The 25,643-nt window shown below is 36.5% G+C and carries 26 protein-coding genes and 1 pseudogene; 25 read left to right on the forward strand and 2 right to left on the reverse strand.

Annotation, left to right across the window (positions count from 1 at the left end; genetic code table 11):
* Positions 1-216 precede the first annotated feature (216 nt).
* The 17 genes and pseudogenes from pyrH (at position 217) to Bccel_RS00855 (ending at position 16,780) form a co-directional block, all read left to right on the forward strand.
* Positions 217-924, forward strand: coding sequence for a UMP kinase (gene pyrH / locus Bccel_RS00775; protein ID WP_036939553.1), 708 nt, complete (start codon positions 217-219; stop codon positions 922-924).
* 16 nt (positions 925-940) lie between these two features.
* Entirely contained in the window at positions 941-1,498 is a 558-nt protein-coding gene (gene frr / locus Bccel_RS00780; RefSeq protein WP_036939555.1) for a ribosome recycling factor, read from the forward strand.
* A gap of 4 nt (positions 1,499-1,502) precedes the next feature.
* Entirely contained in the window at positions 1,503-1,703 is a 201-nt protein-coding gene (locus Bccel_RS00785; protein WP_036939558.1) for a hypothetical protein, read from the forward strand.
* 247 nt (positions 1,704-1,950) lie between these two features.
* Positions 1,951-2,718 (forward strand): isoprenyl transferase, encoded by a 768-nt coding sequence (locus Bccel_RS00790; protein WP_457920556.1) that lies wholly within the window; start codon positions 1,951-1,953, stop codon positions 2,716-2,718.
* 3 nt (positions 2,719-2,721) lie between these two features.
* Entirely contained in the window at positions 2,722-3,576 is an 855-nt protein-coding gene (locus Bccel_RS00795; RefSeq protein ID WP_036939564.1) for a phosphatidate cytidylyltransferase, read from the forward strand.
* Between the two features lie 77 nt (positions 3,577-3,653).
* Positions 3,654-4,796 carry a 1-deoxy-D-xylulose-5-phosphate reductoisomerase gene (locus Bccel_RS00800; RefSeq protein WP_036939566.1) on the forward strand — a complete coding sequence of 381 codons (1,143 nt, stop codon included), beginning with the start codon at positions 3,654-3,656 and terminating at the stop codon, positions 4,794-4,796.
* A 61-nt stretch (positions 4,797-4,857) separates the two neighbouring features.
* Positions 4,858-6,222: an RIP metalloprotease RseP gene (gene rseP / locus Bccel_RS00805; protein WP_036939568.1), complete on the forward strand. Its 1,365-nt coding sequence runs from the start codon at positions 4,858-4,860 to the stop codon at positions 6,220-6,222.
* 19 nt (positions 6,223-6,241) lie between these two features.
* Complete coding sequence (ispG, locus tag Bccel_RS00810; protein ID WP_457920557.1) at positions 6,242-7,294, forward strand: flavodoxin-dependent (E)-4-hydroxy-3-methylbut-2-enyl-diphosphate synthase; 1,053 nt, start codon at positions 6,242-6,244, stop codon at positions 7,292-7,294.
* Positions 7,295-7,581: 287 nt separating this feature from the next.
* On the forward strand, positions 7,582-8,046 hold the full coding sequence (gene rimP / locus Bccel_RS00815; protein WP_036939811.1) for a ribosome maturation factor RimP: 465 nt from the start codon (positions 7,582-7,584) through the stop codon (positions 8,044-8,046).
* A 28-nt stretch (positions 8,047-8,074) separates the two neighbouring features.
* Positions 8,075-9,286 carry a transcription termination factor NusA gene (nusA, locus tag Bccel_RS00820; protein WP_050752952.1) on the forward strand — a complete coding sequence of 404 codons (1,212 nt, stop codon included), beginning with the start codon at positions 8,075-8,077 and terminating at the stop codon, positions 9,284-9,286.
* Between the two features lie 66 nt (positions 9,287-9,352).
* On the forward strand, positions 9,353-9,628 hold the full coding sequence (gene rnpM, locus Bccel_RS00825) for an RNase P modulator RnpM (RefSeq protein ID WP_036939574.1): 276 nt from the start codon (positions 9,353-9,355) through the stop codon (positions 9,626-9,628).
* A complete protein-coding gene (locus Bccel_RS00830) occupies positions 9,618-9,968 on the forward strand; it encodes a L7Ae/L30e/S12e/Gadd45 family ribosomal protein (protein ID WP_036939577.1) in 351 nt (116 codons plus the stop codon). Before rnpM ends, Bccel_RS00830 begins: the two co-directional genes overlap by 11 nt.
* The gene (gene infB / locus Bccel_RS00835; RefSeq protein WP_050752953.1) at positions 9,946-13,461 is read left to right on the forward strand and encodes a translation initiation factor IF-2; all 3,516 of its coding nucleotides are present in this window, start codon (positions 9,946-9,948) and stop codon (positions 13,459-13,461) included. The genes Bccel_RS00830 and infB overlap by 23 nt, the downstream gene beginning before the upstream one ends.
* Positions 13,462-13,599: 138 nt before the next feature.
* Entirely contained in the window at positions 13,600-13,953 is a 354-nt protein-coding gene (rbfA, locus tag Bccel_RS00840; protein ID WP_036939584.1) for a 30S ribosome-binding factor RbfA, read from the forward strand.
* Positions 13,954-13,982: 29 nt separating this feature from the next.
* Positions 13,983-14,939, forward strand: coding sequence for a DHH family phosphoesterase (locus Bccel_RS00845; protein WP_036939587.1), 957 nt, complete (start codon positions 13,983-13,985; stop codon positions 14,937-14,939).
* Entirely contained in the window at positions 14,940-15,827 is an 888-nt protein-coding gene (gene truB, locus Bccel_RS00850) for a tRNA pseudouridine(55) synthase TruB (RefSeq protein ID WP_036939591.1), read from the forward strand. It abuts the gene before it with no gap.
* A 9-nt stretch (positions 15,828-15,836) separates the two neighbouring features.
* Positions 15,837-16,780 (forward strand): annotated as a pseudogene (locus tag Bccel_RS00855) (bifunctional riboflavin kinase/FAD synthetase).
* 6 nt (positions 16,781-16,786) lie between these two features.
* On the opposite strand, the gene Bccel_RS00860 reads toward Bccel_RS00855, so the two are convergent.
* Together Bccel_RS00860 and Bccel_RS31125 are read right to left on the reverse strand one after the other, a co-directional pair.
* A complete protein-coding gene (locus tag Bccel_RS00860) occupies positions 16,787-17,695 on the reverse strand; it encodes a substrate-binding domain-containing protein (protein ID WP_338053624.1) in 909 nt (302 codons plus the stop codon).
* Positions 17,696-17,743: 48 nt separating this feature from the next.
* A complete protein-coding gene (locus Bccel_RS31125) occupies positions 17,744-17,836 on the reverse strand; it encodes a TetR family transcriptional regulator (RefSeq protein WP_242856980.1) in 93 nt (30 codons plus the stop codon).
* 352 nt (positions 17,837-18,188) lie between these two features.
* On the opposite strand from Bccel_RS31125, the gene Bccel_RS31130 reads away from it, so the two are divergent.
* From Bccel_RS31130 to yfmH, 8 genes are all read left to right on the forward strand, one after another.
* Entirely contained in the window at positions 18,189-18,653 is a 465-nt protein-coding gene (locus tag Bccel_RS31130; RefSeq protein WP_242856981.1) for an acylphosphatase, read from the forward strand.
* Positions 18,578-20,515, forward strand: a complete 1,938-nt coding sequence (gene hypF / locus Bccel_RS00865) for a carbamoyltransferase HypF (protein WP_242857061.1) — start codon at positions 18,578-18,580, stop codon at positions 20,513-20,515. The genes Bccel_RS31130 and hypF overlap by 76 nt, the downstream gene beginning before the upstream one ends.
* A gap of 28 nt (positions 20,516-20,543) precedes the next feature.
* Complete coding sequence (locus Bccel_RS00870) at positions 20,544-20,768, forward strand: HypC/HybG/HupF family hydrogenase formation chaperone (RefSeq protein WP_036939600.1); 225 nt, start codon at positions 20,544-20,546, stop codon at positions 20,766-20,768.
* Positions 20,761-21,849, forward strand: coding sequence for a hydrogenase formation protein HypD (gene hypD / locus Bccel_RS00875; protein ID WP_036939603.1), 1,089 nt, complete (start codon positions 20,761-20,763; stop codon positions 21,847-21,849). Before Bccel_RS00870 ends, hypD begins: the two co-directional genes overlap by 8 nt.
* Position 21,850: 1 nt before the next feature.
* Positions 21,851-22,855: a hydrogenase expression/formation protein HypE gene (gene hypE, locus Bccel_RS00880; protein ID WP_036939606.1), complete on the forward strand. Its 1,005-nt coding sequence runs from the start codon at positions 21,851-21,853 to the stop codon at positions 22,853-22,855.
* A gap of 135 nt (positions 22,856-22,990) precedes the next feature.
* A complete protein-coding gene (locus tag Bccel_RS32270) occupies positions 22,991-23,542 on the forward strand; it encodes a hypothetical protein (RefSeq protein WP_338053592.1) in 552 nt (183 codons plus the stop codon).
* Positions 23,500-24,282: a M16 family metallopeptidase gene (locus Bccel_RS32275; protein ID WP_338053593.1), complete on the forward strand. Its 783-nt coding sequence runs from the start codon at positions 23,500-23,502 to the stop codon at positions 24,280-24,282. Before Bccel_RS32270 ends, Bccel_RS32275 begins: the two co-directional genes overlap by 43 nt.
* 68 nt (positions 24,283-24,350) lie before the next feature.
* The gene (gene yfmH, locus Bccel_RS00890; RefSeq protein ID WP_036939611.1) at positions 24,351-25,643 is read left to right on the forward strand and encodes an EF-P 5-aminopentanol modification-associated protein YfmH; all 1,293 of its coding nucleotides are present in this window, start codon (positions 24,351-24,353) and stop codon (positions 25,641-25,643) included.

Below are 25,643 nucleotides of genomic sequence, written 5' to 3' on the forward strand. Positions count from 1 at the left end.
ATCAAAATATGGGAACATAATAAATGTTCCCATATTCATATATAAAAATATTGTATATTAAATTTATTTAGTCATGATTAAAAAATAACTTACGCTATAAATTTCGCTTATGTGTTGACTTAACTCGTCAACACCCGCTTAAAAGCGTAAGTAATTTTTCACTTATGCCTTATATAATGACAATTGCTTTTAATATAAGAATCGGAGGAATTTTTGATGCTGACACCTAAGTATAAAAGGGTTATGTTAAAAATCAGCGGGGAAGCTTTAGCTGGAAATAATAAGGTTGGGATTGATACTGATACTATTAATGGAGTTTGTGACAAAATAAGTGAGATTTATAAGCTGGGAGTTGATGTAGCAATTGTTGTTGGCGGGGGAAACTTCTGGAGAGGCAGAAGCGGCAAAGGAATGGATCGTACAACCGCTGATCATATGGGAATGCTGGCAACAGTTATAAATTCTCTGGCATTGCAGGATGCATTGGAATCGAGGAATATACCTACCAGGGTTCAAACAGCTATCGAAATGAGGCAGATTGCTGAGCCTTACATAAGGAGAAAAGCTGTAAGGCATCTTGAAAAAAGAAGGATTGTTATATTTGCCTGTGGTACAGGGAATCCATATTTTTCTACAGATACAACAGCGGCATTGAGGGCAGCTGAGATCGACGCAGAAGTAATTCTTTTGGCAAAAAAGGTTGATGGAGTATATGACAGTGATCCAAATATTAATCCCGAGGCTAAGAAATTTGATAAGCTTACATATTTGGATTTGCTTCATAAAGAGCTAGGTGTAATGGACTCAACAGCAGCATCACTATGTAAGGACAATAACATACCTATAATTGTATTTGGTCTTGATCATCCGGACAATATTATTAAGGTAATTCTTGGAGAAGAAATAGGAACATCTATTAGGTAATCAGGAGGTTATAAGTATGAATAAGGAAGATTACAAACCGTTTGAGGAGAAAATGAAAAAGACAATAAACGTCCTCAGGGATGATTTGGGAGGACTCAGAGCAGGCAGAGCAAACCCGTCCATATTGGATAAGATTACAGTGGATTATTACGGTGTACCTACTCCAATAACACAGTTAGGAAGTGTTACAATACCTGAGGCAAGAATAATATCAATTCAGCCCTGGGATGCAAAAGTCCTAAAGGAGATTGAGAAGGCTATTCAAAAATCCGATATTGGCTTAAATCCAAATAGTGACGGAAAAATGATCAGATTGGTATTTCCGCCTCTTACCGAAGAAAGAAGAAAAGAGCTTACAAAGACTGTTAAGAAATATGGCGAGGATGCAAAGGTTGCTGTCAGGGCTATAAGAAGAGACGCAATTGAGCATTTTAAAGCTCAAAAAAAGAATAATGCCATAACAGAAGACGACCTTAAGACAGCAGAAAAAGACATTCAAAACATAACAGATAAAAGGATTGCTGAAATAGAAAAGGTTGTTGAAGAAAAGGATAAAGAAATTTTAGAGGTATAAGATATTGAGTTTACCCGATTTAACAGGATATGTTTTGAAAGACGGCTTGGAAATAATAAAAAAATTTTCATGTGAAGTAGATGAAATTAAGGTAACAAGTGAACCTAGAAAAACTTCAGCTGAGTACGATATGAGTTACAGGATACTTAGGTGTGATGTTATCGATAATAAAGTAAAACTGCTGTTAGCAAAACCCCTCATATAGAGGGGTTAATTATTATATGGGGATTAGTTTGTTATTGTTTTATTAGGTAAATTAATGTATTATATATATTGGCAATGACAATTAACAGATTTTATTAATAAAAATTAATGTATTTGGGTATATAAAAAGCAAATAATGTTTTACATTTGCATATGGCAAAATAAAGCTAAATCGTTCGTTATTTGCTCAGTCAAATGTAATATTATTAGTGTGTTTATTGATTAATTGCAGTGATATTTTTGGAGGAATGATGAGTTTATTTAACAGATTGTTAAAAAAAAGGGGAATTGAAGGGGAAAGTACTGGGATTGACCCTCAAAATGTACCAAACCATATAGCTATTATTATGGATGGTAATGGAAGATGGGCAAAGAAAAGAAAGCTTCCCAAGATTTTGGGGCATAGAGAGGGAAGCAATGTTCTGAAAAAGATTGTTAAGTATTGTGATAAAATTGGAGTTAAATATCTTACTGTTTATGCCTTTTCCACAGAGAATTGGAAAAGGCCTGAAAAGGAAGTTGATGAGCTTATGGATCTGCTTCTAGAAAAACTTAAAAATGCAGAAAAGGAATTAGGTGGAGACCAGGCTCAAATAAAAGTTATAGGAAATATTAAAGGACTTTCAACGGAAATCCAAAAAGAGATAAAGAGGGTCGAAGAGTCTACCGGCAAGAATTCTGGAATCTGCCTTAACATAGCATTAAACTATGGGGGAAGGGATGAAATTGTAAATGCCGTAAAGGACCTTATCACTGATGTAGAAAAGGGTATAATAAAAAAGGCTGAAATAACAGAAGAATATTTTTCAAAAAAACTCTACACATGGTATTTGCCCGATCCTGATCTTCTTATACGTACGAGTGGTGAGAAAAGGCATAGCAATTATTTGTTATGGCAGATGGCTTATACTGAATTCTGGTACACGGAAGTGCTGTGGCCTGATATAAACGAGTCATATATTGATGAGGCCATTATAGAATATCAAAAGAGAAATAGACGTTATGGAGGAGTGTAACTTTTGAAGACTAGGATAATAAGTGGGATTGTTGGTATAATAATACTTTTTGTTGTTGTTTTTTCAGGCAGTTTTTTTGTTTCTTTATCGGTTTTCCTTTTATCCCTAATAGGGATATTTGAATTTTATAATGCTGTATCTAATGTCGGATATAAACCTGTCAGGATCTTTGGATATATAGCCTGTCTGCCTGTTATTGTTATAGGACTTAAAACAGAAAACAGGGTTGTGACTGACTATCTGGATATCATAAAGTCAGCAAATTATATATCATTAGTATTATTCTTAATTATAGTATTTCTGTTTTTAGTGATAATTTTCTTTCATGAAAAGTATAACATTATTAATATAGCACTTACTGTGTTTGGAATGCTTTATGTACCATTTTTGTTTGCATTTGTTGTTTTGACAAGAAAGCTGGATAACGGCTTTTACTATATTTGGCTTATTTTTATAGGTGCTTTTGCTACCGATATATTTGCATATTTTACAGGTAAGTTCTTGGGAAAAAGAAAAATTTTACCGATAATAAGTCCAAAGAAGACAATTGAGGGTTCTTTAGGAGGAATATTGGGCAGTATGGTTCTAACCTTTGCTTTCGGGTTATTCGTGAATTATCAGCTTGAAAATGAGTTGGGCCAAACCATGCCATACTATCATTTAATTGTACTGGGAGGAATTAATGGTGTCGTTTCCCAGGTAGGTGACTGGGGGGCTTCAGCTATAAAAAGGTTTTCCCGCATAAAAGACTATGGAAATCTAATGCCTGGTCATGGTGGTGTTTTGGATAGGTTTGACAGTATCTTGTTTGTTGCACCAACTGTTTACTTTTACATAACAGTGGTTTTGTCCATTTAGAAATAAGCAAATAAAGGCATTTATCAAGGTTGCAAAATTGTCGGCGATTTTGAATTTAGCAGCAAGGAGTTGAAGTTATGGCTAAAAACATATCAATATTGGGCTCAACCGGTTCCATCGGCATACAATCACTGGATGTTGCAAGAAATTTGAAAATAAAGGTTTCAGGTTTATCAGCAAATAGTAATGTAGATTTGCTAGAAAAGCAAGCCAGAGAGTTCATGCCCAGGGTTGTGGCAATAAATAACGATTCTTTAAGATCAGATTTGGAATCAAGATTAAAGGGATTGCCAATAGAGGTTTTAAGCGGTCTGGATGGTTTAAAGGCGGTTGCTGCAATGGACGAAATAGATACTGTGGTAACATCTATAGTTGGAATTGCAGGACTTATACCTACATTGGAAGCTGTAAAGAAGGGTAAGGATATAGCTCTTGCAAATAAGGAAACCCTTGTTACAGCAGGCAATATTGTTATGTCTGAAGCAAAGAAGTATAATGTGAAAATTTTACCTGTTGACAGTGAACATTCTGCAATTTTTCAATGTTTAATGGGTAATAATTTAAATAGAGTATCAAAATTGATACTAACAGCATCTGGAGGACCTTTCAGAGGCAGATTCTATGAAGAACTTAAAGAAGTGACATTAAAAGATGCATTAAATCACCCTAATTGGGTTATGGGAAGTAAAATAACCATAGATTCGGCGTCTCTTATGAATAAAGGGCTTGAAGTAATCGAGGCCAAATGGCTTTTTGACATCCCAATAGAACGGATTGATGTCCTGATACACCCTCAAAGTGTAATTCACTCCATGGTTGAATACAGCGATGGTTCTGTGTTGGCACAGCTTGGTTCACCGGATATGCGTATACCCATACAGTTTGCACTTACATATCCCGACCGATGTCATAATGATTTTTCAAAGCTTGATCTTTTAAAGACAAGAAACCTTACATTTGAAGAGCCTGATATAAAGTCATTTCCATGTTTAGGGCTTGCTTTCTACGCATTAAAGGAAGGCGGCACAATGCCAGCTGTTTTAAATGCAGCCAATGAAGTAGCTGTTCGTTTGTTCCTTGAAGAAAAGATTAGATTTATTGATATTCCGGTTATAATAGAAGAAGCTATGGGAAAACATCAAAAGAATAATAATCCAAGCCTTGAAGATATAATAGAAGTAGATAATGATACGAGAATCATGATTTTAAACAAATCATGATTTCCTATAATAAAGCATAACTAAAATAACCGTCTGATGTTTAAATGACAGGAGGTAAAGTATGACATTACTATTATCAATAATTGCATTCAACATTATTATTATCGTTCATGAATTAGGGCATTTTATTGTAGCAAAGCTTTGTAAAATTCAAGTTCTTGAATTTTCCCTCTTCTTTGGACCCAAGATTTTCAGCATTAAAATAGGCGAAACAATGTATTCATTAAGGCTTATTCCGGCTCTAGCATATGTGAAGCTTGAGGGGGAGGAAGAGGAATCGGATAGTGAAAGATCCTTCGGAAATAAGTCTGTATTTACCAGGATGGCAGTTATTGCTGCAGGTCCTATAGCTAATATTCTTTTAGCTACAGTTCTTTTGATGGTTATTATATCCACAAGTGGTTATGAGACTACAAAAGTTGGCAAGGTTCTGGAGGGATCTCCTGCATATGAGGCAGGTTTAAGAGAAGGCGATATAATTAAGTCTTATGATGGCAAAAAGGTTTATGCTCCTGCTGAGGAAATGTTATTCTTAATGGCATCCAAGGGAAAAGAAGCTAACGTTACAATAGAGAGAAACGGTAATGAAGAAGAACTTTCTGTAAAGCCATTGGTGATTCCGGCAAATAGATTATTATTAGGCTTTAGAGCAAAGGAGTCTTATGGAAAGGAATCCAATGTTGTCAGCAGCGTTATAAGTAAGCAGGCTGATGAAAATAATAACCTGAAACCAGGAGATAAGATACTAAAGATAGATAATCAGGAAATTAAATCTATGCCTGATATTTTGAATTATTTAAAGAATGTATATGATCAAAAGCTGAAAGATGAACAGGCCGATAGAAATAAAGATGATAAAAGCAAGGAGAGTAACATTGTTCTTAATGTCAATGTTTTAAGGGATGGCAACATTGTGCCATTACAAATTAAACCATTCTTTGAACAAGGCCGGTCAGATAGCTATGATATAGGAATGGCATTTGCTCCAAGTGTAAAGGGTGGGGCTGGTGATATCGTGAGGGAAGCTTTTATAAGCACCTATTCATACACCAGGGTATCCATCTATTCTATAATATACCTTTTCCAGGGCAAATTCTCGTTTGCAGAGGTTACAGGACCTGTTGGTATGGTAGCAACTATGAATGAAGTGGTTCAGATGGTTCCAAGCATGATGGATAAGATTCTTAGCATCTTGAACTTAATGGTGTTTATATCAATAGCACTTGGTATAGCAAATCTTCTTCCGATACCGCCTGCAGACGGAAGCAGACTCATTTTATTAGCATTGGAGGCTGTAAGAAGAAAACCTCTTCCTGTAGAAAAGGAGAGGATGATTATGGCTGCAGGATTTGTATTTATGATGATATTGTTTGTTGTAGTATTGTTTAGTGATATATTCAAGATATTTAACGGAATTGGAGTATAATAATATGGGGAATTTTTCAATAAGCCGAAAGAAAACCAGAAAAATACCTATAGGCTCTTTGTATATTGGGGGAGATGCTCCTATACTTGTCCAATCTATGACAAATACCGACACAAGGGATGTCAAGGGAACTACCGAGCAGATCAAAAGGCTGGAGGCGGCAGGTTGTGATATTATAAGGGTTGCTGTTTTGGATATGGAAGCAGCTGAGGCTGTTGGCGAAATTAAGAAGGCAATTAAAATGCCTTTGGTTGCGGATATACATTTTGATTATAGGCTTGCCCTTAGGTGTATGGAAAAAGGTGTAGACAAGATAAGGATTAATCCAGGAAACATAGGCGGTATGGAGAGAGTCAGAAAGGTCGCCCAAATGGCAAAGGAAAGAAATATACCCATAAGGATCGGTGTTAATTCCGGCTCTGTTGAAAAGGATATACTTGAAAGGTATAACGGAGTTACAGCTGAAGGGATGGTGGAGAGTGCACTTTATCATGCTTCACTTTTGGAGGAGTGTAATTTCCAGAACATTGCTATCTCAATTAAGGCATCCAATGTGCCCCTTACATTAGCTTCCTACCGTATGATGTCTCAGAAAGCCGATTATCCGCTTCATTTAGGAGTTACGGAGGCGGGAACGGTCTATAAGGGAACTGTAAAATCTTCAGTGGGTATTGGTGCACTTTTAGCAGAAGGGATTGGGGATACAATTAGGGTATCCCTTACAGGAGATCCATTAGAGGAGATCAGGGCTGGCATAGAGATACTCAAGTCTTTGGAGCTTAGAAAAGGCGGAATAGAGTTCATATCATGTCCGACATGCGGTCGGTGTAGGATTGATTTAATAGAAATTGCCAACAGTATTGAGGAAAAGCTCCAGGGTGTAGAGGCGAACTTGAAAATAGCTATCATGGGGTGTGCTGTGAATGGACCGGGGGAGGCCAGGCATGCTGATATTGGTATAGCAGGTGGAGAAGGAGAAGCACTACTGTTTAAAAAGGGTGAAATAGTTCGTAAGATCCCTCAGGAGAGGGTAGTTGAAGAGTTTTTGAGCGAAGTCATGAAGATGTGTTAAAATATCTGATAATATTAATTTGCTTATAAAAGGCCCTTAAATATTGTAATATTGTAATAAATCTGTTGCTTAATGCACATAATAGTGATATAATACTCTTGGGCAAAATTTTAAAGTTTCTTTAAAAGTAGAGAAGAGTGGGAAAATCCCACTCTTTCGCATTGTTTTTCGAAAAGTTTTGAGAATTACTTGGAAAATAATTGTGGGGGCGTATGCCCTTAGCTTTTAGTGATGTTAAAAAAATAGCACTTGGTGTTAATTTTTATAGATTAAGATCGGAGGTAAATATGGCCAGGCGAAAAATTGAGGATATTGTAACGGAAATGGTTTCACCGATTACAGAAAAGAACCATTTCGAATTGGTGGATGTAGAGTTTCTTAAGGAAGGAGCCAATTGGTACCTCAGAGTTTACATAGACAAAGAGGGTGGGATATCAATAGATGACTGCCAATTAGTGAGTGAGGCACTTGGGGAGGAACTTGACAAAACTGATCCTATTTCCCAGCATTATTTTCTGGAGGTATCATCACCTGGAATTGAAAGACCTTTAAAAAGAGATAAAGATTATATAAAGTATAAGGGTGAACAGGTAGAAGTGAAGCTTTTTCAACCTATAGACGGCAAGAAAATTTTCGAGGGTAAATTAGAAGGACTGTTGGACGGTAAAATATCAATTATTGGGTCAAACAATGAGACACTCGAATTCGACAGGGAAACGGTAGCAGTTGTAAAAAGGACAATAAAATTTTAAGATTTATTTTAGGGAGGTTTAGGAATAAATGAGTGCGGAATTAATCCATGCATTGGATCAACTTGAGAAAGAAAGAGGAATAAATAAGAATATACTGATCGAAGCCATAGAGGCTGCTTTGATATCTGCATATAAACGTAACTTTGGTTCTTCACAGAGTGTTAAGGTTACATTTAATGCTGATTCTGGTGATGTTAAGGTTTATGCCTTAAAAAGAGTAAGCTCGTTGCCTGCTAACGACAACATGGAGATATCACTCGATGAAGCAAAGAGGCTGGATGGTATGCTGACTGATGGCGATGTGGCTGAAATAGAGGTTACACCAAAGGATTTTGGCAGAATAGCTGCACAGACTGCCAAGCAGGTTGTTGTTCAAAGAATAAGAGAAGCTGAAAGAGAAATAGTATATGATGAATTTTCAAACAAAGAGAGCGATATAGTAACAGGTATAATTCAAAGGTTTGAGAGAAAGAACGTAATAATAGATATGGGAAAGGCTGAGGCTATTCTTGCTTCAACAGAGCAAACCCCTGGCGAGGATTATAGATTTAACGACAGGATAAAAACTTATATTCTCGAAGTTAAAAAGACAACAAAAGGGCCTCAGATTGCAGTTTCAAGAACACATCCAGGTCTCGTTAAGAGGCTCTTTGAATTGGAAGTTCCTGAGATACATGAGGGAATTGTTGAAATTAAAGGTATAGCAAGAGAACCGGGATCAAGAACAAAAATTGCTGTTTTTTCCAAAGACCCTAACGTAGACCCTGTTGGTGCCTGTGTTGGTCAAAAAGGTACGAGGGTTCAAGCAATAGTTGATGAACTTAGAGGTGAAAAAATAGATATAATAAAATGGAGCAGTGATCCGGAAGTTTTTATATCTGCAAGTTTAAGTCCTGCAAAAGTAATAAGGGTTAATGTAAATGAAGCCGAGAAAAGTGCAAAGGTAACGGTTCCGGACTTCCAGCTTTCCCTGGCTATTGGAAAGGAAGGACAAAATGCCAGGCTTGCGGCAAAAATGACCGGATGGAAAATAGATATAAAAAGTGAATCCCAGCTTAGGGCTACAATAGAGCAGCAGCTTCTAAATTATAGTGATGGGGTGCAGGAGCAACAGTACAGTCACTTTGATCTCTTTAAACCTGTGGAAGATGAGTATAACGGGTATGATGATTCGGAAGACGAACAGGGTGAAGAACTTGAGCCTACAGAGTTTGATAACTATGATGATGAAAATAAATAATAATGTTAATTGAATGATTTTCAAGTATTAATGTTATTTCAAATAAGAAGGGAAAGGGATAAATAAGTGAAGCAAAGAAAAATACCTCTTCGGATGTGTATTGGGTGTCAGGAAATGAAGCCTAAAAAAGAGCTCATGAGAGTTGTTAAAAATAAAGAAAATGAAATATCTTTGGACCCAATAGGAAAAAAGCCGGGAAGAGGGGCATATATTTGCAACAGCCTATCTTGTTTTGAGAAAGCTAAAAAAGGTAAAAAATTAGAACGTGCATTTGAAGCAGCTATAAGTGAAGAAGTTTATAATCAACTAAGAGATCAATTGGAGGGTTTGGATGGATCATAACATATACTCATTCATGGGTTTAGCCGTAAAGGCAGGTAAGTTATTATCGGGGGAAGAAGCTTGTGAAAGAGCGATAAAAGGCAATAATGTTAGTCTTATAGTGGTAGCGGCAGATGCGTCTTTAAATACAAAAAAGAAATTTACAGATAAGTGTAAGTACAGGAATGTGGAAATTCGTTTTTTCGGTACTAAGGAACTTATGGGGAGGTATGTCGGAAAAGATATCCGTTCTGTAGTTGCGATAGTAGATGAAGGATTTGCAAGGAAGTTGGCTGAAAAGATTGACAGCTATACTGATGAATTTGGGGGTGAGCATATTGGAAAAAGTCAGAGTATATGAGCTGGCGAAAGAACTCAATACAACAAGCAAGAGACTTACTGAAAAGTTAGCAGAAATCGATATACATGTAAAGAACCATATGAGCCTTTTAAGTGATGAGGAGATTGAGGCTTTATATAACCATATAGGAATTATTAAGCAGGACAAAGCAAAGAAATTAGAAGTAGAAGAGAAAAAGGCAGTACACGCTTCAAACCCTATATTAAATTCAAACCCTGTCCCTTATGCGGCGGCAGGTGCTGACTTAAAGGATAAATCGAAGAAGGTTGCCAAGCAGGCACCTAGAATAATCAGAAAGACTGAAATAATTATCGATACAAACAATGAGACAGTAGATGAGAAGGTTGTATCAGCACCGAATACTGTTAAGACAAATGCACCTAGGGAGTCCAACAAAGATGGGAAAAATCAGAGATCATCATTTGTAAGGACTGCAGAGGCAAATTCGGGGTTAAGGGCAGGATTTGTCAGAAATACAGGTTCTGATTATATTAAAAACCAAAGCTTTAAAAATAATTACAATGTTGATAATGATAAGAGCGATAACACAAAGCACAATATAAACAAGGATAATAGAAGTAACTTAATACAGGAGTCAAAGGCTTCTTTAAACCCTGTTGAAAGTACCTCGACTGTAAAAAGTCCTACGATAAACCAAAATGAAGATATATCGCCTGAAAATGAAAAAATTGAAACAAAGAGTATTGAAAAACAGTCTGGTAATGATGGGGTGAGTAGTATAGTCGAGAAAAGTAATTTGCATGGAGCAGAAAAAGGTAAGTTGGAAGTTAATGTTTTGCATAATATTGATGTTAAAGAAACTGCTGATATTATGAAGGATGGAAGAACAGCAGATAAGGATAATGTCATTTTAGACAGACAGTCTGGTGGTGATATTAAACCTGAAGCTAAAAATCAAGAGGTTAGGGAAAAGCCTGTTAATAACGCAAATACTGATAGAAGACAGGGACAGTCATCATTTAATAGAACAGATGGGCACCATAACCAAAATCAAAATCAAAATCAAAATCAAAATCAAAATAGAAACTTCAGGTCTGATAACAGAAATGACAATAGATCGGACAACAGAAATTTTAACAGGCAAAACGATAGGCCGTATAACAACAGGCCATATGACAAGAACGCAAATACAAATAGAAATAATGACAGAAATACAGCTGCTGGTACTGGTGACAATAGAAATACAGTTGACAGGTCCGGAAACAGGCAGAATGACAGGCCATATTTCAGGCAGAATGACAACAGACAAAACGACAACAGGAATAATAACAATAACAGGCAGGGTGACAGGCCATTTAACAGACCTAATGATGGTAACAGACCATATAACAGGCCAAATGACAGACCAGCTGCAAAGCATGGTGACAGACAATTCCCTGAAATCCCTAAAGCTGATTTGACAGCTGTCCAAAAGGAAGAATTATCCTCTGCGAAGAACGAATTAAAACGTGAGTTTTCGAGCAAGGATAATGATAAGGATATAAAAAGAGATCAAAAGAAGGACACTGCAAAACCTCATGCTAATAATAAAAATGAGAGATTTAAGCCAAGCACAGTTAAGCTTACTGAAAAGAAGGGTATTTCAGAGGTTTTATCAGAGGATTTCATATTGCAGGAATTCTATGACACTGATGATTTTAAGAGGACTAAGAAGTCTTCAAGGCCAAGAAAAGATGGCAGGGGTTCAACGGAAAACAAGCATATACCGCCTAAGGCTGTTCTCACTCAGGTAAAAATAAGAGAGAGCATTACAGTTAAAGATTTGGCAGAGACTCTTAAAAAGACAGCAACAGAAGTTATTAAAAAGCTTATGGCACTTGGTGTTATGGCAACATTAAATCATGAATTGGACTTTGATACCGCAGCCATAGTATCTGAGGAATTTGGTATTAAGGCTGAGAAAGAAGTAGAAGTTAGTGAAGAAGAAATTCTCTTTGATGATGCAGAAACCAATGATGATGAAGAATTAGAACCAAGACCGCCGGTTGTTGTTGTTATGGGTCACGTTGACCACGGTAAAACATCACTTTTGGATGCTATCAGAGAAGCTGATGTTGTTAAAGGAGAAGCAGGAGGAATAACACAGCATATCGGTGCTTACTCGGTAAAAATAAACAACAGGAATATTACATTCCTTGATACTCCTGGCCATGAGGCTTTCACTGCAATGAGAGCAAGAGGTGCTCAGGTTACCGATATTGCTATTTTGGTGGTAGCTGCCGATGACGGTGTGATGCCTCAAACGGTTGAAGCAATAAACCATGCAAAGGCCGCTAACGTATCAATAATAGTTGCTGTAAATAAGATAGATAAGCCTGGTGCGAATCCTGAGAGGGTTAAGCAGGAATTGACTGAATATGGTCTTGTAGCAGAGGAATGGGGCGGAGACGTTATATGTGTAAATGTATCTGCCAAGAAGAGGGAAAATATAGACGGACTTTTGGAAATGGTTCTTCTTACTGCTGATATGTTGGAGCTTAAAGCTGATCCTAATAGGCAGGCAAAGGGTACTGTAATAGAGGCAAAACTTGATAAAGATAGAGGTCCTACGGCTACAATGCTTGTACAAAGAGGTACTTTGCAGCTTGGCGATTCAATTGTTACAGGTACCACAGTAGGTAGAATTAGAGCCATGGTGGACGATAAAGGCAACAATATTAAAAAGGCAGGTCCTTCAACACCGGTTGAGATATTGGGATTGCCTGAAGTGCCTGAAGCAGGCGAGACGTTCTATGCTATTACTGATGAAAAGGTTGCAAAACAGCTTGCTGAAAAGAGAAAGTTCAAAATTAGAGAGCAGCAGCTAAAATCAAGTGCAAAGGTAACATTGGAAGATCTCTTCAGTCAGATTAAAGAAGGTAAGGTAAAAGACCTTAACATAATAGTTAAAGCTGATGTGCAGGGTTCTGTAGAGGCTGTTAAGCAGTCTCTTGAAAAGCTCAGCAATGAAGAAGTAAGGGTAAGGATAATACATGGTGGAGTTGGAGCAATTTCCGAGTCTGACGTGACCCTGGCTCAGGTTTCAAATGCTATAATAATCGGATTTAATGTTAGACCTGGTACTAATGTTGCTGAGAAGGCAAAGGATGAAGGCGTTGATCTAAGATTGTACAGGGTTATTTACAATGCGATTGAGGACGTTAAGGCTGCCATGAAGGGTATGCTTGAGCCTACATTTAAGGAAGTAATCCAGGGGCATGCTGAAATTAGGCAGATATTCAAGGTTTCCGGCATAGGTACAATTGCAGGATGCTATGTGACTGACGGCAAATTTACTAGAAACTCTGAAGTAAGGGTGATAAGGGATGGAATAGTCGCATTTGAAGGTAAACTTGCTTCTTTAAAGAGGTTCAAGGATGATGCCAAGGAAGTTATGCAAGGCTTTGAATGTGGTATGTCCTTTGAAAAATTTAATGATCTGAAAGAAACTGATGTCATTGAGGCATATATAATGGAAGAAGTGGCAAGATAAAAGTACATTAAGTAAGATAATTTGGAATGACTAAAATTTGTTAGCTTCCGCTATTGATTTGGAAGTGATATTTTAGTCATTCCTTGATATCTGGGAAATTATGGTGTGTAATACACCGCGAATTTGAGGAGTGTTTTTATGGGAGATAGAACAAGCAGGATCTCAGAGGAAATGAGAAAAGAAATCAGCGGTATAATTATGAGTGAATTGAAGGATCCACGCCTTCCAAGCATGATTAGTGTTGTTTCTGTTAATGTTACGAAGGATTTAAGGCATGCTAAGGTTTATATAAGCGTTTTAGGCAGTGCAGAAGATAAAAAGAATGCTCAGGAAGGATTAAGGAGTGCTGCCGGGTTTATAAGACGTGAGGTAGGACATAGGATGCAGCTTCGCTATACACCTGAGATGCATTTTGAGATTGACGATTCAATTGAGCATGGTGTTTACATGACAAAGCTTATAAATGAAACTGTAAAAGGTGATAGCGAGTAAGGCGATAAGGAATAAGGCGGTGTATTGAAATGAATTTAGTTGAGATTATATCTGTTATTAAAGATTGTAATAGTATTGCCATTCTTCCACATGTCCAGGCAGATGGGGATGCATGGGGGTCTTGCCTTGCTCTCGGCACTGCATTGAAAAAGCTTAATAAGAGTGTAAAAATTATATCTGAGGAGATAATACCGCGGATTTATAATTTTCTGCCGTTAGAAGATTCTTTGATTTATGACGAAAATGCCCATTATCACTTTGATCTTGTGATAGCATTGGATACAGGGGATACCGGCAGGCTAGGAAACAGAATTAAAGTGTTTGGCAGTACAGAAAACACTGTCAATATAGATCACCATGGTACAAATACAGGGTTTGCTCGCTATAATTATTTGGATGCAGAAGCAGCAGCTACAGGTGAAATTGTATATGAACTTATAAATATTTTAAATGTTGAGATTGATACCAATATGGCTACATGCTTGTATGTTGCGATTGCTACCGATACAGGGTGCTTTAAGTTTAATAACACAACTTCCAAAACCCATGAAATTGTATCGGCTTTAGTAAAAAAAGGAGTCAATGTAGCTGAGGTGGCACAAAGAGTTTTTGATTCAACAACAAAGGAAAGAGTAATGTTAATGGGATATGCCATTAATACATTGGAACTTTTCGAAGAAGGCAGGCTTGCTTTCATAAGTATTACCAATGAAATGATCAAAGCTGCCAGTGCAAAGGAAGAAGACTGCGACGGTATAGTGAATATAGGTAGAAATATAGAAGGTGTTGAATCTTCGGTAGTCATTAGAGAAAAATCCCAGGGTGAGTATAAGGTTAATTTAAGATCCAAGTCTTATCTTGATGTTGGGCAGGTTGCCTTTAAGTTTGGTGGCGGAGGCCACAAAATGGCTGCAGGCTGCACAATAAAAGGGGATATGGATAGTGTCAAGAAATCTGTATATGAAGAATTGAAGAGGTTATTATAGGTGGATGGAATAATAAATGTATTAAAGCCTCCAGGCATGACATCTTTTGATGTTGTAGGTTACTTAAGAGGAGTGCTGAAGACTTCAAAAATTGGTCATACGGGAACATTGGACCCGGCTGCTGTTGGTGTTCTTCCTGTATGTATAGGTAAGGCTACAAAGATTATTGAGTATATGACTGATAAGGATAAGGTATACAGGGCGGAAATGACCCTTGGAATAGAAACTGATACACAGGATGGCTTGGGGAATATTATTGCTGAAAGACCTGTGAATGTTACTGGAGATGAAATAATCCGTGTATTTAATGATTTTACAGGAAAACAGCAGCAAATTCCTCCAATGTACTCAGCTGTGAAAATTAACGGCAAAAAGCTCTATGAACTGGCACGTAAAGGAATTACAGTTGAACGTAAGGCCAGAGACATTGAAATATACTTCTTAAAAATAATAAATGTTTTTGGGGATAACAGGATTTTATTTGATGTTGGCTGCTCTAAGGGGACATATATAAGGACCTTATGCTCCGACATTGGACAAAGGCTTGGAACAGGTGCACATATGTCTTTTCTTGTACGGTTGGATGCGGGCGACTTCAAAATTAAAAATGCACTGACAATTGAAGAAATAGATGAATATGCAAATAAGGGGACTCTGGATCAATATATAACTCCTATCGATAAGGCTTTCTATGGCTATAAGTATAAAATGCTGGACGAACAGCAGGAAAAAAAGCTAATGAACGGCTGTATAATTGAAAGTACTGGAGATAATTTTACTGATGGGGATCTTATAAGGCTATATAACAGGGATAAAGTATTTATTGCCATAGGTATGGTTAATATAAAAAATGGAAGGGTACTTTTAAAGTCAAAAAAGTGTTTTTAGGTGAGTAGAATGCAGGTTATTTATGGGGATCAGGATAATACAAAAGTAAAAAGAGATTCAGGAGTAGGTCTTGGGAACTTTGACGGTTTGCATATAGGTCATATGACACTGATTAATACACTTATAAACGAGTCGAAGAAACTTGGAATTGATTCGGTGGTATATACTTTTTCGAAGCATCCTGAGAATATATTAAGAAAAAAATTGAATACCCCTATCATTACAACCACAAAGAAGAAAATTGAGCTTCTCCAAAATACCGGACTTGACTACCTGTATTTTGATGATTTTGATGAGGCTTTTTCTAGAATGAAGCCTGAAGACTTTATAAAGGATATACTTTTTAACAAGCTGAAGGTTAAACTTGCTGTAACAGGCTTTGATTACAGGTTTGGGTATAAAGGGCAGGGTGATGTAAGACTACTTAAAGGTGCTGGAGAGGAATACGGTTTTGGTGTTATAGTCGTACCGCCTGTAAAAATTGATGAACATGTAATAAGCAGTACATCCATAAGACAATCTGTAACAAAGGGAAATATTGAAAAGGCTAATAGATTTCTGGGAAGACACTTTTCCATTTCAGGAACTGTAACAAAAGGAAGGCGAGTAGGAAACACAATAGGGTTTCCTACTGCAAATATTTCTTATTATGATAAAATTATATTGCCTCATACCGGAGTTTACATAACTAGTACACTTGTGGAAAACAAAATATATAATAGTGTTACAAGCATAGGATAAATCCTACGTTTAAAGAAAACCTTCCTATAAGCATTGAAACCCATATTTTGGACTTCAATGAAGAAATATATGGCAAGGAAATTGAAGTTGCTTTTATAAAACGCTTAAGGAATGAAAAGGATTTTGGAAGCGTTGATGAACTTATAAGACAGATAAAAACTGATGTATCCGATGCCAGAAAATATTTTGACAGCATGAAACCAACTAAATAGTTTAAATTATTTATCAAATTGTTTTTTGCTTTTCAAATTTTTTACAGACTGCCTTTCTATAATTTCTGCAGAAAGAAGTATTTTTTCCTTCGGGCCACTAGGTAAATTTATTCTCTCAATAAGCTTTTGAACAGCCTTTGTACCCATAAATTCCTTGTGAACATTTAAAGTGGTAAGTCGTGGTGTAATGCTGTGGGATAAATCAATATTGTCAAAACTGATTATTGAAATATCATTAGGAACCTTATATCCTAAAATGTTAAGGACTTTAATTACGGAAATGGCCTCATGATCGCAACAGCAGAAAAAAGCTGTTGGCATGGAAGGCAGTTTTTTCATCTCATTAACAGCATTTTCAACGCTTTCGTTAGCCACTACTCCAATACATTTATCAGTTATAAGGTAATTGGGGTTAAGCTTTAAATTATTAATGTCCAGTGCCTTTAAAAATCCAACATACCTGTCGTAAAAACTTACTGCCGCTTTTATATCACCAGTAAAACCCAATTCAGTATGTCCGTGATTTATAAGATATTCGGTAGCTATGTAGCCGCAGTTTTGGTTGTCGCTTAATACATAATCTATATAGATATCCTCATAGTAGTGATCTACCATAACCATAGGTATATTTAAAGAATTAAGTGTTTGAGCAGTACTCTTTCTAACGCGTCCAATTGTAATTACACCTGACACAAGCCCTTCTGTTATGCACATCGGAACTTGGAAATTTTCTTCACTGTCATCATATACATGCAGCATCAGATTAAGACTGTTCTTTTTTGCTTCAGATTCGATTCCAAGCTGAATAAAAGCAAAAAAGCCTGTTGTGTCATAAGTACTTTTTGATTGTAAAAGGCATATATTTCTTAATGGAGTTTTTTTAACATCAAAATTTTCAAATCTTTTTATATTTATAACCTAACTGTTTTGCGGTTTCCAAAACAGATTTTCTTGTTTTCTCACTTATTCCGGCATGTTTCTAAATACCAGTGAAACGGTATTTTTTGTAATACCTAGCTTTTCGGCAATATCCTCCATGCTTACCTTATCTTGCATAATTCCTCCAGATAAATAAATAATTCCATAATAGTATACAGTTAGTTAAATAATTTGTATGTATTAATGGTTAAAGTAAATGTTATTGTTATAATGGTATTATACTCTATTAATTTAATTTTAGAAAGAACTATATGTTTTGCAATAATCATTTTACATATTTAATTATTGCAAAACATTTTCCTACATAAAAATCAGTAATAATGTATTAATCTACATTTGGTAGAACCAAATAACAAAAGCTTTAATGTTATTTGTATTTTTTGAAATGCCCTTATTGAAACTTTTTCATCAGAAATATATACTTATACTAATTGCTTCAATATAATTGGAAATGCGGGAAAGGGGCAGTATGGAAAGGGATATTGTTTGTGTTAAAATTAAAATTTCAGGTATTGTTCAAGGAGTGGGGTTTAGGCCTTTTGTACGGAGGCTTGCTAAGGCTCTTTCCATAAATGGACTTGTAAAAAATACAGATAGCAGTGTAGAAGTTACTGCAGAAGGGAGCAAGTCACATATTGATAAATTTTGCAGTAGGATTAGGGAGGATGCACCTAAAAACTCATGGATTAAGGAAGTTATTATAAACGATCATGACATATGTGGATTTGAGAATTTTGATATTATAGAAAGCAATACTATAGGGGAAAGAAACACCTATATATCCCCTGATTTATCCATTTGCAATGAATGCAGGGAGGAATTTTTTGAAAAAAAAATAAAAGATACCTCTACCCTTTTATTAACTGCACCAATTGCGGTCCTAGATTTACAATTATTGAGGGTATACCTTACGACAGGGACAAAACAACAATGAAAAAGTTTAATATGTGTCCTTCGTGCAAGAGGGAGTATGATGATTATGGTGATAGAAGGTACCATGCACAGCCAGTATCATGCCGGGATTGTGGACCTACCATAAAGCTGTGTGACAGTACGGAAGAATGTATGGATGATAGGAACATATTTACGTATTGCGGTCAAATTATTTCGGAAGGTAAAATTTTGGCAATTAAGGGTATTGGAGGATATCATCTTGCTTGTGATGCTATGAATACTGAGGCCGTTAGGAGACTTAGACAAAGAAAAATTAGAGATGATAAACCCTTTGCAGTTATGGTAAAGGATTATGAAACAGCTAATAAATATTGCCATATAAGTCCCTTTGAAAGAAAGCTATTAGAATCAAAGGAAGCACCTATTGTGCTTCTTAAATTAAGAGATAGAGGCATGCTTCCATGTATGGTAGCACCTGGCAACCCATACCTAGGAGTAATGCTTCCATATACACCTATACATTTAGGGCTTATAAATGCCATTGACTCCCATATGCTGGTTATGACAAGCGGGAATAAAAGCAGTGAACCTATTTATTATAGGGATCAGGATGCTATTTCTAATCTTCAGGATATAGCAGACTTAATTCTTATCCATGATAGGGAAATTTATATCAGAACTGATGACTCTGTAACTAGAGAAGTCCTAGGGAAAGAATATATGATAAGAAGGTCGCGAGGATATGTTCCTTTGCCTCTTACCATAAATTTAGAAGGTAAGGTTTTACCAAGAGTTCTAGCTTGCGGAGGTGAACTTAAAAATACGTTTTGCATAACAAAGGGTGATGACTTTTATATAAGCCATCATATTGGAGATCTTGAAAATATGGAAACCAATAAATCCTTTGAAGAGGGTATAGAGCATTTTAAAAATATATTAAATACAGACTTTGATATAGTTGCCTGTGATATGCATCCGGAATATCTATCTACCAAATACGCACTTACTCTTAATAAGAAAGTATATTTTGTTCAGCATCATCATGCACATATAGCTTCATGTATGGTGGATAATAATTTGTCCGGTGAAGTTATTGGTGTTGCTTTTGATGGAACGGGGTATGGTGAGGATGGCAATATATGGGGTGGAGAGTTCTTTACCGGTGGTTACAGGGGTTTTAAAAGGGCAGCACACCTTGAATATATCAAAATGCCTGGTGGGGATATGGCAGTAAAAGAGCCCTGGAGAATGGCATTAAGCTATATTGGCAACAGTATAAAGGATAACTATGGTAAAAATCAAGACGATGATGGAATAAATATAGAGGGAGATACATTCTTAAGGGATATTGACTATAAGGCCATCAGAACCATTGAACTTATGATGGAACGCAATATAAACTGCCCAGTGACTTCAAGTATGGGCAGGCTTTTCGATGCGGTTTCTGCAATTTTAGGATTGAGAAATACTATAAGCTATGAGGGACAGGCTGCTATAGAGCTTGAATATCTGGCCTTAGACAGTACTTTGGAAGTTGTGGAGCCTTACAGTATTTCAATTGAGCATAAAAATAATGTTTATATTATAAGCACAAAAGAGTTAATTAGTGATATAATCAGGTCAGTTGTAAATGGTGAGAAAAAGGCTGATATTTCATTAAGGTTCCATGAAAGCATAGCAGAAATGGTGCTTTGCTGCTGCAGTAGAATAAGGGAGGCCTCAGGATTAAATAGAGTGGTTTTAAGCGGTGGTGTGTTTCAAAATATTACACTTTTGAAAAGTTGCATTAAACTTCTTAAGAATAATGACTTTGAGGTTTTCTACCATGAAAAGGTGCCGTCAAATGACGGTGGTATATCTTTAGGTCAGGCTATGATGGCTTGCATGGACAATATCGATTGAAGATAGAGGCTTAAAAGGAGGAGTTTATATGTGTCTGGCTTTGCCGGGTAAAATTATAGAGATTAAAGGGAAAACAGGTCTAGTTGAAATGCTAGGAGTAAGCAGAGAGGTTTCATTGGAGCTTATAAAGGATTATAAGCCGGGGGATTATGTGCTGGTACATGCAGGCTGTGCTATTTCCAAAGTTGACGAGGAGGAAGCAATAAAAACCATTGAGCTTTTCAACGAGTTAAAGGAGATGGACAATGGATAATTTATCTACAGCTTTCAGAGACCCCAAAATGGCATCTTTGATATCTGAGAAGCTTTCAAAGTACAAGGAAGGAAAAATAAATATTATGGAGGTATGTGGCACACATACAATGTCCATTTCCAGGTATGGTATAAGATCTCTTCTCCCTGAAGGTATTAATCTTATTTCCGGGCCGGGCTGTCCTGTATGTGTTACACCATTGTATTATATAAATTCTGCGATAGAGTTATCAGAAGCAGAAGATGTTATAATTACTACGTTCGGAGATTTGATGAAGGTACCGGGAACCAGCTCAAGCCTTCTTAAGGAAAAAGCAAAGGGAAAAGATATAAGAATAGTATATTCGCCTTTGGATTCATTAAAAATTGCTTTGGAAAACAAAAGTAAAAGGGTTGTCTTTTTATCAGTGGGATTTGAAACCACAACACCAGTAGCGGCACTTACCGTACTGAAGGCCAGTGAGGAAGGTATCGGCAATTTTTCTGTTCTATCTGCCAATAAAACCATTCCAAATGCTCTAAAAATATTAGCATTGGATGAGGATGTAAAAGTCCACGGCTACTTGTATCCTGGACATGTCAGTGCCATTACAGGAACAAAGCTATACCATGAGCTTGCTTTGCAGTATGGCATTCCAGGTGTTGTAGCTGGGTTTGAACCGCTGGATATTTTACATGGTATATTAACCCTTACTGAGATGATAAATGATAATAAAAAAGCGGTTGTCAATGAGTATAAAAGGGCTGTTAACGAAGAAGGAAATCCAGAGGCATTAAAAGTTACCGATCGGGTATTTAGTGCATGTGATTCTGTTTGGAGGGGCATTGGCAATATACCTCTTTCAGGCCTTGTTATAAGGGATGAATTTCAAGCTTTTGATGCATGGAAGGTTTATGATCTGAAGCCTTGCATTACAGAAGAAACACCAGGATGTAAATGCGGGGAAATATTGAAGGGAAGACTTAAACCGACAGACTGCAAATTATATGGTAAGAAATGCACACCGGAAAATCCTGTGGGAGCTTGCATGGTTTCCTCAGAAGGAACTTGTGCTGCTTATTACAGGTATCAGGGGGTATAATATGTCGGATATAATTACACTTGCTCACGGCAGTGGTGGCAAAACTACCGGAGACCTAATAAAGAATATTTTTGTAAAACATTTTAATAATGATATATTGATGAAAAATGATGATGCGGCATCCTTTATGCTCTCAGGTAAAGTCGCATTTACAACCGATTCTTTTGTAATAACCCCTGTTTTTTTTAATGGAGGGAATATTGGAAAACTGGCTATATGCGGTACTGTTAACGACCTTGCTGCCCTTGGGGCAACTCCTTTATTCTTAAGCTGTGGATTTATAATAGAAGAGGGTTTACCTATAAAGGAGCTGGAAGCTATAGTGGAGTCCATGGGAAACACAGCAAAAGAAGCAGGGGTTAAAATAGTCACTGGAGACACAAAGGTAGTACAAAAAAATGCTGCAGACAAAATATTTATAAACACGTCGGGTATTGGAATTATTCCTGACGGAATAGATATATCGGGAAATAATGCAAAACCTGGCGACAAGGTAATAGTTACCGGGACTGTTGGTGATCATGGATGTTCCATATTACTGGAGAGGGAAAGGCTTGACATATTCACAGACCTAAGTAGTGACTGTGCACCGCTTAATAAGATGGTTGGAGAGGTTATGGCAAAGACGGGCAATATACATGTTATGAGGGACCCTACAAGAGGGGGAGTTGCAGCTACTTTAAATGAAATTGCAGTCCAAAGTAAAGTAGGTATAAAGCTGTATGAAAACAGAATACCTGTCAAAGATCAGGTAAGAGGTGTTTGCGAGCTTTTAGGCATGGACCCTCTATATATGGCTAACGAGGGCAAAATGCTTATAATAGCACCCGATGACTCTGTAGATACTATAATGAGTGTATTAAGAAATTCGGCATACGGTGCCCAAGCCTGCATCATAGGTGAAGTAACAGATGATCATAAAGGCAGGGTTGTAATGAATACACTTGCTGGTGGTAACAGGATAGTTGATATGCCTGTTGGGGATCAATTGCCGAGAATATGTTAGATAAAATCAATAAATAAAAAATAAAAACCAATAATTGAATATTATAGCAATAATTTATTATACTATATATGTTGTGAAAAAGATTTTACTTTAGCAAATGCAGCGAATATATTACTTAAGAAAGGTAGGTTTAGTATGGATTATATAAGTTCTGAAGAAAAGGTAGATAAGATTGATTCTTTCAATGGCATAGAAGTATACAGGGTAACAGTAGATAAGTTCAAAACAAATTCCATAAACATATTTTTTCAAGATAATCTCTCTAGGGAAAATGCAACAAAAAATGCATTGGTCCCAGCTGTTTTAAGAAGGGGAACCAATAAACACAAATCCTTTAAGGAAATTGCCCTGTACCTTGAAGAGCTGTATGGTGCTTCATTTGACTGTGCCGTTTCTAAAAAGGGCGAATATCAGATAATGCAGTATTATATAGATCATGTATCTGATAAGTATACAGGTACCGATACAAACCTTTTTGAGGACTGCATGAACCTGCTGCTGGAAATAATAACTGAGCCTTTATTGGAGAATGGGGTTTTCAGGAAGGATTATTTGGGCCAGGAAAAGGATAACCTTAAAAAGATAATCGAAGGAAGAATGAATGACAAGGTTCAATATGCAGTTGAAAGATGTTTTGAAGAAATGTGCAAGGTGAGCCTTTTGAAATATATGAAAATGGTTTTATAGAGGATTTAAATAAAATACAGGAGGCGGATCTTTTCAATCATTATAAATACATATTGGAAAGCCTGCCTATGAAAGTATTCATATCCGGTGATGTAGATGATTCCAAAGTCCAATCGGCTATAGCCAAACTGAAAAATTTAAAAAGAAGTAATATAAAAGATTTATCCCAACCTGTAATAAATAAACCTAAAAAGGATACCAACTTTGTTACTGAGAAGCTTGATGTTTCTCAAGGCAAGCTTTCAATTGGCTTTCGGACAAATACGGCACCTAACGAAAAGGATTATTACAGCCTGGTAGTTTGCAACAGTATATTAGGAGGCGGTATCCATTCAAAGCTTTTCCAGAATGTAAGAGAAAAGGAAAGCCTGGCCTACTATGCTTTTTCCAGGCTGGAGAAGTTCAAGGGCCTGATGATGATAAGCTGTGGTATTGAAATAAGCAAGAAGGATAAGGCACATGAGCTGATTCTAAAACAGTTGGAGGAAATAAGACAGGGAAATATTTCTGACTATGAATATGACTCCAGCATTAAGTCCATAAAAACCGGTCTGGAGTCCTTAAAAGACAGTCAGTTGGCCATAGTTGATTTTTATCTCAGTCAGAAAATATCCAATACAAACGATACATTAAAGAGTTTGTATGAAAAGTTTGAAGCTGTGACCAGGGGTGAGATAGTTAATGCTGCCAAGAAGGTTGAGATTGACACAGTTTACTTTCTTACATCTGAAAACCAATAATAATGGGTAAAGTTGTGACTAATTTGAGCCATTCATAAATATTTCAAACAAGGAAGGGATGACTAAATATGGAAATCAAAAAAGTAAAATATTCAAAAATAAATGAAGAACTTTATATATATGAGCATGAAAGCGGTTTAAAAGCCTTTGTAATACCCAAAAAGGGATACTCAAAAAAACATGCATCTTTTGCTACTTACTATGGGTCCATTAATAACAAGTTTATAGCACCTTACGAAAATGATGAAACTTCAGTGCCTGACGGCATAGCACACTTTTTGGAACATAAGCTGTTTGAACAGAAGGATGGCAGTGTCATGGACAAATTTTCAATGACAGGTGCAAGTCCTAATGCTTATACAAGTTTTACCCATACTGTTTATTTGTTTTCCTGTACAGATAAGTTCGATGAGAATTTCGACATGCTTTTAGATTATGTCCAGAATCCTTATATTACTGAAGAGAGTGTTGAGAAGGAAAAGGGCATAATAGGTCAGGAAATAAGAATGTATGACGATGACCCAAACTGGAGGGCGTTTTTCAATCTTTTAGGAGCATTTTACAAAGATCATCCTGTGAGAATCGATATCGCAGGAACCGTTGAAAGCATAAGCAAAATCAATAGGAGCAACCTGATGAAATGTTATGATACATTTTATCACCCATCAAACATGGTAATTGTTGTTGTCGGGGATGTTGATCCGCAGAAAACACTTAAAAAGGTGGCTGATGGAATCAAGAGTACAGAGCATAAGCCTGAGATAAAAAGAATTTTTCCGGAAAGTCATAAAGGAATCAACAAGGATTATGTTGAACAGAACCTTTCTGTATCCATTCCTATTTTCCAGATGGGCTTTAAGGATGAATTGCATGGAGAAAAGGGCTTTGATTCGTTGAAAAGGGAAGTTGTTATGAAGCTGCTATTGGAGATGATAATGGGCAGAAGCTCTTCACTATACAATGAATTATATGAAGAAGGCCTTATAAACAGCAGTTTTGATTCTGATTATACAATAGAGGAAGACTATGCTTTTTCAATGTTCGGTGGTGAATCTACGGAGCCTTTAACAGTAAAAAACAAAATTTTGCAGGAAATAAAGGCAACTAAAGAAAAAGGCCTTGATAAAAGAAATTTCGACAGAATAAAAAATGCCATGAAGGGTAGGTTTATCAAACAGTTAAACTCTGTAGAGAAGATATCCCATCTCTTTATACCTGCATATTTCAAGGGAGCTACAATGTTTGATTATTTTGAAGTATATGATAAAATAACTTTTGAAGATGCAGTAGATGTATTTTTAAAACATTTTGATGAGGAAAATTTTGCTTTGTCAGTAATAAAACCGATTAAGGGGGATTAG

It is taken from the genome of Pseudobacteroides cellulosolvens ATCC 35603 = DSM 2933 (assembly GCF_001262605.1).
Lineage (GTDB): Bacteria > Bacillota > Clostridia > Acetivibrionales > DSM-2933 > Pseudobacteroides > Pseudobacteroides cellulosolvens.